This is a genomic window from Hirschia maritima DSM 19733 (assembly GCF_000378345.1).
In the GTDB taxonomy this organism is placed as follows: domain Bacteria; phylum Pseudomonadota; class Alphaproteobacteria; order Caulobacterales; family Hyphomonadaceae; genus Hirschia; species Hirschia maritima.
In genome coordinates, this window is sequence record NZ_KB899544.1 from 17618 (window position 1) to 32861 (window position 15244).

13 protein-coding genes are annotated in these 15244 nt (G+C 42.8%); 3 read left to right on the plus strand and 10 right to left on the minus strand.

Annotation, left to right across the window (positions count from 1 at the left end; genetic code table 11):
* From F551_RS0100070 to F551_RS0100095, 6 genes are all read right to left on the minus strand, one after another.
* Positions 1 to 294 (minus strand): DUF1330 domain-containing protein, encoded by a 294-nt coding sequence (locus F551_RS0100070; RefSeq protein WP_018995420.1) that lies wholly within the window; start codon positions 292 to 294, stop codon positions 1 to 3.
* A gap of 11 nt (positions 295 to 305) precedes the next feature.
* Entirely contained in the window at positions 306 to 1670 is a 1365-nt protein-coding gene (locus F551_RS0100075) for an MFS transporter (RefSeq protein WP_018995421.1), read from the minus strand.
* Between the two features lie 56 nt (positions 1671 to 1726).
* Entirely contained in the window at positions 1727 to 2542 is an 816-nt protein-coding gene (locus tag F551_RS0100080) for an alpha/beta hydrolase (RefSeq protein ID WP_018995422.1), read from the minus strand.
* A gap of 25 nt (positions 2543 to 2567) precedes the next feature.
* Positions 2568 to 3422 carry an alpha/beta fold hydrolase gene (locus F551_RS15965; RefSeq protein WP_018995423.1) on the minus strand — a complete coding sequence of 285 codons (855 nt, stop codon included), beginning with the start codon at positions 3420 to 3422 and terminating at the stop codon, positions 2568 to 2570.
* A gap of 101 nt (positions 3423 to 3523) precedes the next feature.
* Positions 3524 to 4021, minus strand: coding sequence for a c-type cytochrome (locus F551_RS16990; protein ID WP_018995424.1), 498 nt, complete (start codon positions 4019 to 4021; stop codon positions 3524 to 3526).
* Positions 4022 to 4030: 9 nt separating this feature from the next.
* A complete protein-coding gene (locus F551_RS0100095) occupies positions 4031 to 4876 on the minus strand; it encodes a DUF1838 family protein (RefSeq protein WP_018995425.1) in 846 nt (281 codons plus the stop codon).
* A gap of 147 nt (positions 4877 to 5023) precedes the next feature.
* On the opposite strand from F551_RS0100095, the gene F551_RS0100100 reads away from it, so the two are divergent.
* Genes F551_RS0100100 through F551_RS0100110 form a run of 3 tightly spaced genes read left to right on the plus strand, consistent with a single transcriptional unit; the run spans position 5024 to position 8114 of the window.
* Positions 5024 to 6493, plus strand: a complete 1470-nt coding sequence (locus F551_RS0100100) for a flavin monoamine oxidase family protein (RefSeq protein ID WP_026296553.1) — start codon at positions 5024 to 5026, stop codon at positions 6491 to 6493.
* Positions 6494 to 6509: 16 nt separating this feature from the next.
* Positions 6510 to 7538: a chromophore lyase CpcT/CpeT gene (locus F551_RS0100105; protein ID WP_018995427.1), complete on the plus strand. Its 1029-nt coding sequence runs from the start codon at positions 6510 to 6512 to the stop codon at positions 7536 to 7538.
* 3 nt (positions 7539 to 7541) lie between these two features.
* Positions 7542 to 8114: a VOC family protein gene (locus F551_RS0100110; protein ID WP_018995428.1), complete on the plus strand. Its 573-nt coding sequence runs from the start codon at positions 7542 to 7544 to the stop codon at positions 8112 to 8114.
* 204 nt (positions 8115 to 8318) lie between these two features.
* On the opposite strand, the gene F551_RS0100115 is transcribed toward F551_RS0100110, so the two are convergent.
* The 4 genes from F551_RS0100115 to F551_RS0100135 all read right to left on the minus strand — a co-directional run bounded on the left by F551_RS0100115 (position 8319) and on the right by F551_RS0100135 (position 15209).
* Positions 8319 to 9065 (minus strand): helix-turn-helix domain-containing protein, encoded by a 747-nt coding sequence (locus F551_RS0100115; RefSeq protein WP_018995429.1) that lies wholly within the window; start codon positions 9063 to 9065, stop codon positions 8319 to 8321.
* Positions 9066 to 9182: 117 nt separating this feature from the next.
* A complete protein-coding gene (locus F551_RS0100120; protein WP_018995430.1) occupies positions 9183 to 11594 on the minus strand; it encodes a TonB-dependent receptor in 2412 nt (803 codons plus the stop codon).
* 598 nt (positions 11595 to 12192) lie between these two features.
* The gene (locus F551_RS0100130) at positions 12193 to 13023 is read right to left on the minus strand and encodes a hypothetical protein (protein ID WP_018995432.1); all 831 of its coding nucleotides are present in this window, start codon (positions 13021 to 13023) and stop codon (positions 12193 to 12195) included.
* Between the two features lie 20 nt (positions 13024 to 13043).
* A complete protein-coding gene (locus tag F551_RS0100135) occupies positions 13044 to 15209 on the minus strand; it encodes a TonB-dependent hemoglobin/transferrin/lactoferrin family receptor (protein ID WP_155825667.1) in 2166 nt (721 codons plus the stop codon).
* Between the last annotated feature and the right edge of the window lie 35 nt (positions 15210 to 15244).

The window sequence follows — 15244 nt, forward strand, 5'->3', positions numbered from 1 at the left end:
TTACGGGGTTTCAACTAGCACGACTTCGGCATCTGCCAGTCCTTCTCGAAGTTTTTTTGCTTCAGCATATTCTGGAGAATCCCAGAATTTTTTTGCTGCGTTTTTATTGCGCCATTTCGAAATCGCTACCGAGGCATACCCCCCCAATTGACCCTCGAGCAACTCGGCTCCTGGGGCGACTATCAAGTATTCACCACCAAATTTTTGGACAAGTTTTGGAACTGCTTGTCCATATCCAGATATGAATTTTTCTCTCTCGTGAATCTTGCAAAGGATGATCATGTATGCGGGCATTGGCTGGGGTCCTAGTTAGTATTAGCAACAACCGATGTAGTTGAAGTTGCTTCGCTTTGTTTTGAAAGAAGAGAGCAGTATTTTCGATAGGATATTGGCATAAAAATCAGTGGAATTATGCCATAAATCAACGGGATAGAAGCAAGTGCATATCGGATATTTTCTTCTCCGAATACTCTTGTTGACAATATCCCTGCGCTCATCGGCCCTAAGAATAAGCCGGTTAAACTGGTGACGATGTAATAGAATGCTATTAGCTGACCTTTTATATGTGAAGGTGCAAGCACTAGCACTGATGCGGGGCCCATTGCAGACATTACAGCCATGGATGCCGTGTTCAAGAAAATCATTGAGAATGCCAATTCACCATTCGGCATGAACATCATCAATACTGCCGTAATTGCTACACCTAAGAAGCTGACCATCAAAATCTTTATAGTGGAGTCTTGATGTCCTGATTGGGTTAGTTTGTCGGTAATGATGCCAGATAGGATGACTGCTGCTGGACCAGATATTAGGAGGATAACAGCGTTGGTGAATGCATATTTTTCCGTAGACCAGCCCCAACTGCGTTCAAATACCGGTGCTAAAAAACCTTGGCTGTAAGCGATTATGGACATAACGCATGATAAAGATATGAAGCCAATATAGGTGCCAAAATTTTGCTTTAGGTATAAAAAAGCTTCGGCAAACGACCCACCGGTTTCTTGCTCCATTCCAGTTTCAGCTATCCTTTTGGGTTCTTTCCAAAAGAAGAAAATAATAGCGAGCAGAATGCCGGGAGGAGCTGAGGCAAAGAATGCAAGCTGCCAAGGTGAAATATCTGTGAAACCTAAAAATTGAATTGTATCTTGAGAATTTGCCCACTTGAGTATTAGCCCCCCAATAAGAGAGGCTAAACCAGCCCCTAGTGACAATGCGGCTACATATACACTTATGGGCTTTCCTCTGCGCTCTGGAGGGAAACTATCCGAAATCATTGACATAGCAGAAGGGTTCAAAGTGGCTTCACCTACACCCACAGCCATTCTTGCTATAAATAATTGTCCGAAGTTTTTTGCTAATCCACAGGCCACTGTGGCTAAAGTCCAGAAACTAACGCCGGCGGAGATAATCCAAGACCTTCTCCCTCGATCAACTAGCCAACCGACAGGGAGGCCCATAGTCGCATAGAAAATGGCGAATGCGGGGCCCAGTACTAAACCTATTTGTTCATCAGATAGCTTGAGGTCTGCTTTGATGGGTTCGATTAGAAGGCCGAGAATATATCTATCGTAGAAGCTGAAAATGTATGAGATAGTCAATAAAATGACCAATGCCCAAGCTGTTGAACCGCTTGGATATTCGGACTTTGAGCTTTGGTTTTTATTTGTCATTCAGATGCACCGATATAATTATATGTGTACAAAAAATACATATATAATTATATTTGTCAAATGGGTGTTGATGACTTCTTGAAAAATGTGTCTATTTCGATTGATAATTCTGCCGCACCTAAATCCAATACTTTGTTAGTGATGTGCTCTTTTTCAATCAGCGTAGATTGGGGAATGAGTTTAGCGGCTTCTAAAGTGCCATCTTTCAGAAAAGAATCTGTTGCAATCACCAAAGAGGGAGCAATTAGAGCTTTGGACGCAGTTTTCCAATCGTAGGAAAAGGCAGCGTGAAATGCTGAATTCATATCACGTCCTGATAGAAGCCTTTCGGTGAATAGCTCAAACCCTCGTTCTTTAGGAAACTCATTGGTAGTAGAGTTTTGACCGAGATCAAAACTCCATGCTTTTTCAAATTGTGTAATAGAAGTCGGAATTTCGTATGGATGGGGGAGGCTTTGCAGTTCTTTTTGTCGAGTTGCAGCGTCAAATGCGGGAATATCAATTAGACAAATGTTTGAAACATCATCGTACTGCAGAATACTGTATTCCATGGCGACGAGACAGCCTGTGTGAAAGCCGATCAAACTGACTTTTACATTTGGACTTAAGTGATTTTTTACAGCAGAAACAGCTTCCACGAAATCGAGGATTCTTGGGGTTTTTCCCAGTGAAGTAGAGCCTCCATAGCCCGGATAATCAAGTGCGATTACACACCAGTTTACACTCAGGTGTTTCGCAATACTTGAAAATGCCAATCCGCTATAGGGTGTGGGGTGCAAGCAATAAATGTAGTTGGATGAGTTTCTATGCTGTTGCCCCCACATCCGCCAGTGAATTTGTTTGTCTGCTAGGTCTGTGTATCCTTTGCGCATCTATTGTTCCCTAATTTGGATTTACTCAATGCTTTTCCAGAGAGGGGGTTTTTAGAGAGTATTTTTCTAAAGGTGAGTCTAAGAAATCATGGACTTTCTCAACAACATCTTTTGCATGAATTTCCAAAAAACCTTGCCCCCAATCTGGCCTGCTAATTAGTATACCATTCGAAAGGTAATCTGTAATTCTTGGGGTGATTTCGTAGAGATCATCAGCTGGGTTCAACACTGCAATTGGATGAGGAAGACTGCGAATAACATCGGGGAATTCGCTATTATATTGGAAGACCGAGAAATGACCCCATTCATATTTTTCACCACCTCTAAGCATTTCAGCTAACGCAGTCGCCAGCATTTCAAAGCTCATTTCTCCGCGATTTTTCAAAAGAATGTTCCATAAATATTGGAAACGGCTACCAGCTTCATCAAGCTCAATTGGTGAAAAAGTAGATTGAAGTTGTGAAAGCTCTTCATCAGTGAAAATCGCTGTGGAAGACAATGCAATTCGATTGACTTGCTCAGGGCGTTGATGAGCAATCTCCGTCGCAAGTTTTGCTCCTGCGTGAATTCCAAAAATGTCAATTGGTTGATTGGTTGGCAGACAGGAAAGAGCGTCAAGGCCTTTCCAAATAGCCGTTGCATAATCCTGAGCTCGAATTTGTTGCTCAGGAGCTGCAGATTCACCGTAACCTGGAAAATCTGCGGCAATTGTTAGGCGGCTATTGCCCGATATTTCGAGAAATTTTTCAAAATTTCGACCCGATTGAGGGAACATGTGACAACATACTAGCGGTGGATGATCAGTGGGTAGATCACCAGCGACTCTCATATGAATTTGTCCATAAGGGCCATCTACGAAGAGTCTAGTTATTTTGGCCATGTTGAAGGTCCTGTTTTGGGCAAAATTCTATTGTTTCGAGAACAAAGTTTCTCGAATGCAGGGGAGGCAGTCGCCCTCGTCTAAGTGAACAAGGGAGTGTTTTAATTTGTTTCCGATTTTAGATAGGCGATGAGAGCTTGTCTGTCGGATTCTTTGCGGAGGCCGGCATATGCCATAACATTACCTGGAACATATTTATTTGGGCTTTCGATCCACTTATCTAGTGTTTCTTCGTTCCACACGATTTTGGATTCAGTTAGCTTTTTTGAAAAATTAAAACCATCAATCACACCTGCTGTGCGTCCAAATAGGTTGTAAAGGTGGGGGCCAGTCATGTGGACTTGGTTTTCATCAAGTGTGTGGCAAGAACGGCATTGGAAGAAAACGACTTTGCCTCGCTTAAGCATCGCCTCTTCTGACATTGGGTCCTCCGAAGACACTTGAGTAGATTTAGGAGGGGAGGCCACTTCTGGAGCGTTGGGTGCTACATTTGATGTTGCTGCGTCTACTTTTTGCGGTGGCGCAACGTCTTTTTCGCCACAAGCTGATGAAAATACGAGGGCAGACATTCCCAACACTAGTTTAATTGCTGTGTTCATTATTATACTCTATGGTTTGATGTAAGTTTCCGGGGCTTCCAGTGAGCCAGCGTAAAACATGTTGATAGCTTCAATAAATTCTGGGCGTAGTGATTCATACTGGGCGTGTTTCATGCCAGATGATTGCCAGAGTGTACGTCCTTCACTGCTGCCCATATCCATCCACCGGAGCCACGGTGAATGGCCGGTCCAATTTTGAGTTGTTGGAACAGAGGTGAGGCTAGGATTGTTGAGATCATTTGCCGAAAAATTGAAATGCTCCCATTCTCCGCCCGCAGTTCCAGAGCTGTATTTGACGAGTAACTCGAGTAACATTGTCATTTGATCCCCTTCCTTGACCCAAGGCAGAAGAAGAGGGCGGTCAATGAGGTAGGCTTCACCTGTATAATCAGGCATTTGTTGCCCCTTATTAGGGGTCATATCCCATTGAGTAGGGGGAATTAGAATTGGTGAAACCTTGTTTGTTTTCCCTGTGATGGGGTTTCTAAATTCCTTGAGAACTTCACCCGTTTCAATATCTCTGAATATCGCCCAATCTCGAGAATGCATGGTGTAACCAGAGCTGATTTTTTCAAAACGAATTCGACGAACACCCTCAACAGCAAGGATCGGGAGGGGCATTTCACCTTTTCGTAAAGCGTGAATGCGTCCCTGGGCGCTATGCCAAACTGCGGACCCGTTTAGATCTCCTGTCACTTTTACCAGAGCGGTCAAATTGTCGTCTGGGTCACTCAGATCAAAGAGCTCGTTATGGTTTGTTTGCTTGGTATGAGGTTTTAATCCAACTGACGAGCAGGATGTAGCTGCTAAGCCTGAGCTTGCGCCAATCAAAATTTGTCGTCTTGAGCAACTCATTTCGTATCCTGTGTTTGTTTACATTTGAAACTCTGTCGAACATCTATCCCTATTATGATATATCATTTTGTGTCTGGTCAAGTTATAAATACTTATATATAAAAAAATTATACGTATATATTTATTGTGGTGGATGTGGAGGAAACAGTGAAAAATCGGAAATCAACTTCAGGGTTTGATGTATCGCGGCGTAAACTGATCGCATTGGGAACAGCCGCTGTTGCCGGGGCTCATTTTCCAGCAATTGCACAAGATACAAAAGTATATGACGCCATAGTAATTGGCGCAGGACTTTCTGGATTACATGCCGCGTCTTTGCTCGAAGAGGCGGGCATGAGTGTATTGACTCTTGAGGGGCGTGAGCGAGTTGGCGGGCGAGTCTATACCTTAATGGGGATTCCGGGGAAACCTGAAGCAGCTGGAGAGATAATAGGTCAAAATTACGCGCGAATGATTTTTGCCGCGAAGCAACTTGGGTTGAATTTAATAAATCCTGATAGAATTGGTGCAAGCTCGGAAAAATACTTCCGTATTCGTGGGGAAAATATTCTTAAGGACGATTGGGAGGGGCACGCGCTAAATCCATTAAAAGGTGAAGACCGCAAATTGCTACCAGATCGCTACCTTTACGATTTATCCAATCGTAACAATCCTCTAAAAGATGCACCTCTTGATGCATGGCTTACCAACGAGTTTCAGAAATTCGACATCCCTCAGTCACGCTATTTGAGGGAAGTCCTTGGATATGATGATGAAACTATTCGTTTGATGGAAGTCACTCTACATGCTGATAGAATGGATAATACTTCTGCACTCCATGAGCTTCGTCGTTATGCCGTTGGAGACTTCAACAATAAAATGGCAAAGTTGAAACCGGATCAGCCTGCATGGATGCAGATTGAGGGAGGTAACTCGCTTATGCCGGAGGCAATGGCGAACAATCTTACAAATGGGGTGTTGCTGAATAAGACTGTTCATACGGTGGAAGATAATGGAAAGCAGGTCACAATCCATTGCCTGGATGGGACCCAATATAAAGCCCGCCATGTTGTGTGTTCAGTTCCATACCCTGTCATGCGGTCGATGGTTTTTGATCCCGGATTACCGCCTAGAATGGATCGGGCAGTCGCTGAAATTGACTATGGTGTGTCCATTCAAGTTCACTTCAATATTAAGAAAAAATTCTGGGAAGATGATGGGCTCCCTCCAAATATTTGGAGTGACGATGAGTTTGAAAGGTTTGCTGTTCTCAATCGTGGGCCAAATGGCACCCCATCTTCTGCGATAGCTTTCGTGAACGGCGAGAAAGCATTTAAATATGACTACATGACTGACAAAGAAGCTGGTGAATACACTTTGAAAATGCTCGCTCAGTCTCGCCCGTCGCTTAAGGATGCGTTGGAGCCAATTTTGGTCCAATCTTGTCACCGAAATGTTCATGGAGCAGGTGATTGGGTGTTCTGGCGTCCGGGGCAAGTTACAGAATTTGGACGCCATATGAGAGACCCTCACGGAAATATCCATTTCTGTGGCGAGCACACTGCGATTATGGAGCGCGGAATGGAAGGTGCGTTTGAAAGCGGAGAGCGTGCCGCAATAGATATTTTGAGCCTCTAAAGCATTGGAAGTAAAGATGAAAACGTTAAAACAAAAACTGAGCACAGTTGCTTGTTCTATGCTGATTTCTGGAGTGGTTTTAAGTTCAAATGCTCAAGCTGATAATGCTACAAATCCAAATGCTAGAGATATCAAAATTCTAACCAATTGGTTTGCAGGCGAATTTGATAATGAGGAGCAATTATGGTTCGAACGTGACCCTCGATCTAATACGCCTAAAGAGGATATTCACACACGCGTCCACACGCGCCATGTGCCTGTGGAAATTCCTGAACTCGGTGAGCACGTGTACTATGTCCAAGAGTACATAAATAATAATCCGGAAGAGATTATTCGACAAAGGATAGCTGCTTTCCAAACGAACGATGAGAACCAAATCATTATGAAAAATGGCTTCATTAAAGAAGCTGATCGTTTCAAAGATAGCGCTGACAGTTTGAGCGGACTGTCTTATGAGGATGTATTTTTCATTGATGGGTGTGATCTTATTTGGAGCCGTAAAGCTGATCAATTTGAAGCAAAAATGAATGATAAGGCTTGTGCTTTTGGCGAAGGCGATAAGCACCGTTATTCTGTTCACAATCTGGTTCTGTCAGCTAAAAAATACTGGCGTCAGGATATGACGTTCCTTGTTTCAGATGACAGTTTCCATTCAGGTACAAAGCCTGGAGAGTTCACTCAAATGCGAAGAGTGGATCGCTTTACTTGTGAGGTGAGTTTCCGGTCCGAAGAGGGCGTGCAAACTGAAGAAGGGTTGTCGCTTCATAGTCAAGGCGGGACGGTTGATTTGGTTAGAGAGAGTGATGGAAAATCTATCACCCTAATGATGCGTCAAAAAGAGTATCCGTATTATGAAGAGCGCCCTAATTTCATGTTCTTTTCAGTTCGAGAAACAGGACAACGTAGATCTATTGCCTATGCAGTGACCGATGCGAAAGCGCGGCGAGTTGGAGTTAGCGCAAATGGGGTCAACGCGCATTGTTATTTAAATGGATATCAATTCATGGAAACTCGAGACGAATTGCTAGAAACATTGGAGTATTGATAGATGAAAAAGAAAAAATGGTTTTTGCTTTTCGCTTTGAGTGTCTCGTTAGTAGCTTGTAAAACAACGGGTGCTTCTTCAGTTAATTCTGTCGATACTTTATCTGCTTATTCTTATCAGTCTGGGTCTGCAATGGTGACGCAAGACATTGAAGCCAGCATTGATTTTTTTAAGCGTTATGTAGGCTACAAACTTGCTGGTCGCCGAATGCTAGATGGTACCAAAGATGGAAAAGCATACGGATATACTGGAGAAGGGGAACTTGATTATGCGATCATGGTTCCACAAAATTGGTCTCGTGAAAATCCCAATCATCCTGGAGTAAGTTTTGTCCAAATCAGCAATAGTCCGGCTTCATTAAACAAAGAAAATCCCAAACGTGGGGCAAATGAAGGTGAAGTTGTTTTGTCTTTCAGTGTTCCCAATATTGATGAGATATATTCCAAGGTGAAGTTGGATAATGTTCCAATCGTGAGCGATTTGGAAGTTTCAGCTACTGGAAAGTCAAAGACATTAACATTGCTCAGCCCTAGTGGGACGCGTGTATACTTGTATGGTTACATATCGAAAAAATAACAATAAAATACTCATATATATATAATACATACTTGTATGGGTATATTTTGTTGACGCGTAGTGGGTGATTTTGTATAATTTTGGAAGACACTTCAGAGCCTACAATAATCCCTTGTTTCGTCTGAGTGTTTTATTTAACTTGCTGTTATTCATAAATTAATTCAGCTGATTAGGCTGCCCCTTGTTTCAAGGGGCGGCCTTTTTTTATCTTTTTACAATTTGGATCTTGTGTTTTTTTGTTAGCTTTAAAAGTTCGGATTTATATTTGGAGCCTGAAGAGTTTATTCGATCAGATGGCCCAACAATTCCAATAACAAATGTCTTGTTTGACGGTTTTGACTTCACTGGAATACACACTGCTCCAATACCATTTACAAACAGATCAGATTGTATAGCTGCTTGTGATTCATCGAGCTGAGTGTGAATTTTTTTCACGCATTCCAAATCATCATTCTCATATGGTATTGGTCCGCTTTTAAATTTTGCTTCAATTTCTTGCTGCGATAAACCGTATAGGGAAACAACACCGGTGAGGGATTTTGAAAGTGGCATTAATGTACCAACTTTTACACTCACACCCACCGGGTGCTGACATTCTATACCGTGAATAATCTTCACTTGGTGATCAACCTGTTGGCTTAAATTGATCGTTTCTTTCGTAATGGTACTGAGATCTTCCATCAAATTCAAAATGTTTGTATCTCGATCATGATATTCTTCGAGCCACCCGGTGAGTTGGATTAGTTTTCTTGAAGGTATGTAACTCCAATTTGGCTGGTCATAGTCCGCATACCCTAATTCCGCCATGCTCTTTAAAAGCTCATGAGTGCTCATCAAGGGGTAGTCTAATTGTTTGGATATTTCTTTAGCTGCGAGGGGCCGTCTTTCTTCTTCGAATAATTCTAATATTTCAAATATTCGACCGACCGACTTAATCACTTTTGTTGTCACTGAATTTATCTCCTTGCAGCAAAAGACATATTAATTCAGCACACGGTAGTTTGTACATATACGTTTACAAAAAAGCTCCCACAATATTTATTGTAGGAGCTCTTTTGAAGTTTAATGCTAGAAATTCACGCTCAAGCGAATTCCATACTCATTACGGTCTCTTAGACCAATGAGATAGCCAAATGGTCTAGCGCCATTTGTTCTAGTTACCACGGCGCCTAGGTCGGTAGACCTAACTGCAGCAGTAGGGGTATCTGCTCCGCTGATGTTTTCGCCAAAGAACTCTATGCGGTATTTATCGTTACTTGCGCCTAGGCGTATATTGTTGATCCATTGGCCTTCCGCAATTGCTAAATTGACTTCACTTGCGTATCGATCACCAGTGTATGTGTTGTCATTTCTGATGAACCATTCCCAATCTGAATTGATAGCGTTTTCATATTTCCAAGAGAATGATCCGCTTACTTTAGGAGATCTTTCTGCGGCATTTCCTGATACATCTGCTCTACCAAAAACACGAAGTGCATTTGCCGATTCAAATACATCGAATTCAGCATCTGTATAAGCTATCGACCCATCAAGTGTTAAACCGTCAAATGGAATCCATGTGCCTTCAACTTCAAGACCATAGATCTCAGATCTACCAATATTCAGGAATTGAGTAATGAACTCAAACCCTGTTGAGAGATTAGCCTGAGTTGTGTCACGAAGTGTTTGGCCTGTACGGTCCATGTAGAATGCGGCCATAGAAACGAACCCAGACCCGTCAGAGAAATTGCGCTTAGCACCAACTTCATAGTTTGCCAGCTTTTCTTCATCAAAATTTTCAGAAGAAAATGGTTGAATACTACGAACAATTGTACGGTCTGCTTCGTTTAGCTCAATGAAATCGTTGTTGAAACCACCAGGAAGATTTCCCTCAGAGTAACTCGCATAGAGTAGTGTTTCATCATCTGGCTTATATTCCAGAATCACACGAGGTAGGAACGAATTGAATGTTTCAGTCAATGGAGGGTTGGTGTCAGTTGCATTTCCATCTTCTGAAATTTTATCTTGTTGGTATCGTCCCTCGATAGCAACATTTAGCTTCTCGGTAGCTTGGATGTTTACGCTTCCGAATGCACCCAATGTTTCGATTTTGTTGACATCGAAATTAGCGCCATTCCCGAAAGTGAAGCCACTTAGTAGGCCGAAGACACCAGATGTTTTTAACTCTTGATCAAAGTAGTTTCCACCAATTGACCAGTTGATTTTATCATCCATTGCGTTCCCAGAAACACGCAATTCTTGAGAGAAGTCGTTAAATTCTCTAGCGTTAGCGGCATAGAAAGCTGATGGGCCCAAATTGTTACCTTCCCCAGGGCGAGCTTGATTAACTTCTTCTTTGTTTAGTCCGGTGATTGAACTGATTTCTACATCGGTGTTTGGAATTGTATAATTGATAACACTGCTCAGTCTCAAACTACTTCTGTCTAGACCAAACCCTTTACCTGCGCGACGAGCTTCTGATCCATTAATTGGCGTCTCTAAGCCTTCAAGAGCAGTCAGAATTCCGGGAGTTGCTTGTGATGGAATGTTGGGAGAGAGAATAGGTAGAGTCCCACAGAAAAAAGCTTCTTGACCTCCTAAAGGGCCGGCCTGTCCTGGAACAACACTCGGGAAGTTGGCGTTTGTTTCGAAATCTGTTGGGCCACAGTTCAATAAGTCTTGACCTACAAACCCAATTGCAGGTGCATTGTCTTCATTCTCGAAGTAAGCGGCTTGCAGCTTAATGTCCAAATCATTGTTTGGAACTACGAAGAGGGTACCTGTGGCTGACCAAGTTTCTTCACTTCCCAAAGTGCCGCCATCAGTTGTGCTCTCATAGTGACCTTCTTTGTCATTATACCTTGCACTTAGTGCACCACTCAGCCAATCACCTGCAAGTGGACCAGCAACTCTACCGGAAACTGCGTAATCATTTCTAGTGGTTCCAGATGCAGTTACTCGGCCTTCAAATTCATCACCAGGAGTTTTTGTTATAAAATTAATAGCTCCCCCAAATGTGCTACGCCCATAGAAGGCCGATTGAGGACCTTTAATGGCTTCTATTCTTTCGATGTTCTCAAAGTTAATTCCTTGAACGCCATTTGCGACATAGACACCGTCTATAAAGACTGAAGCAGTCTGACGAGTCGGGTTGGCCGTATTTGTGGTAACACCTCTAAACCGTGGTACGTTGTCTAGGCGACCTGCGGTAGTCCCAAATGATTCATATGTGAAGCCAGCTGTAAAGTTTTGAACATCCTCAAGACTATCTAACCCAAGTTCTTCAATAGCGTCGGCTCCAAAAGCTGTAACAGCCACAGGTACATCGAGAATGGTTTCTTCTTGTTTACGCGTTGTGACGGTTATTGTGTCCAGTGTTTTGCGACTCGCTTCATTGGTGTCAGTTTCTTGAGCCATGGCCGTCGTGTACGTGCCAAAACTCGCCATTCCTTGCAGCGCTAACAGTGTGGCTGTGGTTCGAAAAAGCTTACTTTTAATCATTTGTTCCTCCGCAAAAACTCAGGCGTATTTCAAGAGGCTTTGGCCTGGTTCAAATATCCCCGAATTGACCTTGTGTTTGGTCATTAATACTGCGCCTCAAAAGATATACTCTTTCTTTTTTGTGTTTTGGTCAATGTATATGTGTATAAAAAATACGAATATGAATTTATGCGGCTATTTTAAAACTAATATTCCACGTATGATTGACTGCCTCCTCTTGGGGTGAGAACAGGCGAAATTTGGATCGTTGTGCTTGTGATTAAAAATGCAGGACAATTGGATCTGGCAGAAATGTTTGCCCAAGAAGAAGCTTGCCTACTGGGAAGATCATCTTCGGTTAGTCCTAGCAGCTTAATCTATATCCATATTACTGGTTTTAAAGATGTTTCGAGCAACGGAGCAGCTATCTAGCAAGTTATTCTAGCCTGCTTTAGTCATGAAGTATTTTGTAGTCAAAACGCAAGAAATGTCTTCCTTCGATTTCTTGATTGCGCTTGCGTTGCGGGAGAGGGGGATTTCCAGTCGGTTGTCAAATTATTTGGTGAAATCGAAGGAATAAATGGGTGTTTTGGTTTCTGAATTAACAAGAAATAGAAGGTTATCTAGTCGCACTCAGTTGAATGTTGGAGACCGAAGAAATGAGTATTGCTGGTTCCACATCTAATGTTTCTGGCATGGTAGCATCTGGATATGCGTCGCGAAGCAGATGTAAAGTTTCTTCTATTGATCTAGCAACAGCAGTGTTTTGGGTGGCAAGCTGCTCAGCGATCGATTGATACGCATTTGCGCCTGTTTTATAAAACCCATATCCATCGAGATACGGACCATATTCTCCAAATTCTTTGGCTACTTTGTACATATCGGCTGCACGTTCGAGCTGATCGATGACAACCCCAGTCGTAATATCAAATGGGGATGTACCATTATCAGGTGCTTTCGTTGCAGCATTTCTCAGCCGCTCAATGATTGCATCAGCTTTTGCATTAACGGCATCTTCGCCTTCATCATTGAGTACTGAAGTAGAAGCTTCGATCAGTAGTTCACTAAAATCATCAACTTTACGCGATGCGAATACATCAGCCATATCTGCCAATACTTCAGAAACAGGGTGTGCAAACATCTCAGCGGCAGCATCATTTTTTCCAAGTTTATAAGCATCTCTTGCTGCAATGATATGAGCTTCAGTAATAGCCAAAGCTGTGTTGAAAACGATTGGGTCTGTGAGGGCGGCGGAAATGTCGACACCGCCTTCGCCTTCACCCCCTTGGCTTAATTGAGACAAGTCGTCTTGAGCAATGGGTCTGATTGTTTCTGACTGAACGGTGGGTTGTGTTTCTTCAACAGAGTTGGGTTCACATGCGGCAAGAGTTCCACTTGTTATTGCGAGGCCCAAACCCAATGATGACCAGCGTTTTATAGTTGTTTTCATGATTGAATTGTCTACCCTGTTTATTGCCCAAATTGCCAAGCAGCAGTTATTTTAAAATTGCGTGCTGGTTGGGATACTCCCGTAAAAACGCGTTCATAGTTTTCTTCAAAGATGTTGTCGATACCTGCATCTAAACGTAAGCCGTCGATAAAGTCAGGTTTCCAGCTCGCATATAGGTCTACGACAGAATATCCATCACGTTCATCATTGATAGTAAAACTGCCTGTTCCATCAAATATGCGCTGTTGGAAGTCTGATGCTATCTGCACACGCGTTCCAAAGATGGTGTTCCATTCGTGCATTTTTAAGCCAAGGTTTAAGGCAATTCGATCAGGTGTGAGCGAGCTTAGGTCAGAACCTGTTGTTTTATCGGTACCTTCAATGTTGGAATATGTAATTCGTGCAAGTAAACGATCGGAATCATATTGTAGTTCACCTTCAAAACCGTTCAATTCGGCTTCGTCCACATTAGAAGATTCTGAAGTACCAAATGTGCAAGGTTGGAAACTAGGGGGTACAAAACACGTTGCATCTGGAGCTGCATTTACTGTCAGATTGATCAGATTTTTTGCGTCGGTTTCGAAATATGATAGTTTTGCTTGAAGTCGGTCATTGTCGCTGAAAACATTAGTGAAATCAAAGCCTGTTCCAAATTCAATTGTTTTTGTTTCCTCAGGTACAAGATCAGGATTTGGCGTGAAATTGTTCGAAACAAAAACAAAAGAGAAAGTTGCCGGATCAAACAAAACAGGGTGCGGCAGAGAAAAGTGAACTCCATCTAGATATAGCTCATTGATGGATGGGGCCCGAAAACCTTCAGAATATGATCCGAAAACTCTGAGCCAATCAGCTTTCTTGGGCTCAAAGCTAGCGGCTATTCTAGGTGAAACTGCATTGTCCGAGTTGTTTTGATTGGGAGCCAGAGAAGAAGAGCTTTCAAAGCTGTCATATCGAACGCTCGGGATCAATAAAACTTCTCCTATGGGAGAGCCAATGACTGTTTCGAGCTGAATAAATGCGCCGGCAAATTCGCTTTTTCCGTTGGGAACGCCGCCTCTCGAGCTGTCATCTGTTTGGTCGTCTATTCCTGTCTGTTCATCCTTGTACCAATCACCTCCAATTGTGAGCGTGTTTTCAAACATTCCTAAGTTAAACTGGGAAGCATTGCGGATATTGAAACCGGTCGTTTCTATTTCACGAATGGTCGTGCGAGGGATGGTTGCATCAAACTCATCAACTTCGCTTGTTGTTTGATAGGCTGTAAAGCCTAGGTTAATCCAATCATTATTACTAGGTGCGAAGTCTGTGCTTAAACGGAAAGTGTCTGTCGTAATGTCCTTTTTCACACTCTGATCAAGAATACTATCGCCAGTTCCAGCTATACTTTGGCCGTTATTGGGTTCAATCGCGGTATTTGAAAAACGTTGCCATGATCCTCCAAGGGAGAGAGCGTTTGAAATGGCAAAACTTCCCTTTAGTAGGGCAGTTGTAATCTCATCATCAGATGGTAAATCTGCACCTGAGCCTAGCTTAATGTCGCCGGATTGACGTATTCCTATGCTGGCTAAACCATCAAAGTTTCCTTGTTTCGTGTAGGTGGTCAATGAGGCTAGGCTTTCTTCATTGACGCTTTGATAACCCGCGCGAAAACGTGCCCCCCAGACTTCATCGTCTGCTAAGAAATCGTCTGCATTGACGCTTTCAAAGGCAAGTACGCCACCAACTGCACCTGATCCATAAAGTGATGAGGCAGGGCCTTTCAGAATTTCGGCACTACCGATCAGTTCTGGATCAACAAAGAAGCGTCCATCGTGTGCAGAAGTGAAACTTTGGCGAGCTCCATCTAGTAAAATAAGCACGTTTTGGCCTGATAAACCGCGGATGCTTGGTAGTTCGCCTGTTCGTCTTGGGCCTCCTGAAAAATCTACACCCGGGACATCTCTAAGTACGTCAGAGATTGTTGAAGGCACGATATCTTCAATGGCCTTGCGATCCATAACGGTTACTTGCCCAGGATATTCAAACACATGAATTGGATTGGTGGTGCCATAAACGGTAACAGTGTCTTCTCGTTTTTCTTCAATAATATCAGGAGCTTCTTCGGCAATAGCGATAGAAGACATTGAAAGAACAGATGAAGCTAAGAGAAACCTTCCAAGAGACTTACTGTAAGAGCGAGATTTCATTTGAGGACCTAAATATGTAATTGAGAATCATTATC

Excerpts from the sequence above, each read along its gene's own strand:
- F551_RS0100070 (WP_018995420.1), bottom strand. The coding sequence starts at position 294 with ATGCCCGCATACATGATCATCCTTTGCAAGATTCACGAGAGAGAAAAA.
- F551_RS15965 (WP_018995423.1), bottom strand. The coding sequence starts at position 3,422 with ATGGCCAAAATAACTAGACTCTTCGTAGATGGCCCTTATGGACAAATT.
- F551_RS0100130 (WP_018995432.1), bottom strand. The coding sequence starts at position 13,023 with ATGAAAACAACTATAAAACGCTGGTCATCATTGGGTTTGGGCCTCGCA.
- F551_RS0100135 (WP_155825667.1), bottom strand. The coding sequence starts at position 15,209 with ATGAAATCTCGCTCTTACAGTAAGTCTCTTGGAAGGTTTCTCTTAGCT.
- F551_RS0100080 (WP_018995422.1), bottom strand. The coding sequence starts at position 2,542 with ATGCGCAAAGGATACACAGACCTAGCAGACAAACAAATTCACTGGCGG.
- F551_RS0100095 (WP_018995425.1), bottom strand. The coding sequence starts at position 4,876 with ATGAGTTGCTCAAGACGACAAATTTTGATTGGCGCAAGCTCAGGCTTA.
- F551_RS0100105 (WP_018995427.1), top strand. The coding sequence starts at position 6,510 with ATGAAAACGTTAAAACAAAAACTGAGCACAGTTGCTTGTTCTATGCTG.
- F551_RS0100120 (WP_018995430.1), bottom strand. The coding sequence starts at position 11,594 with ATGATTAAAAGTAAGCTTTTTCGAACCACAGCCACACTGTTAGCGCTG.
- F551_RS0100075 (WP_018995421.1), bottom strand. The coding sequence starts at position 1,670 with ATGACAAATAAAAACCAAAGCTCAAAGTCCGAATATCCAAGCGGTTCA.
- F551_RS0100110 (WP_018995428.1), top strand. The coding sequence starts at position 7,542 with ATGAAAAAGAAAAAATGGTTTTTGCTTTTCGCTTTGAGTGTCTCGTTA.
- F551_RS16990 (WP_018995424.1), bottom strand. The coding sequence starts at position 4,021 with ATGAACACAGCAATTAAACTAGTGTTGGGAATGTCTGCCCTCGTATTT.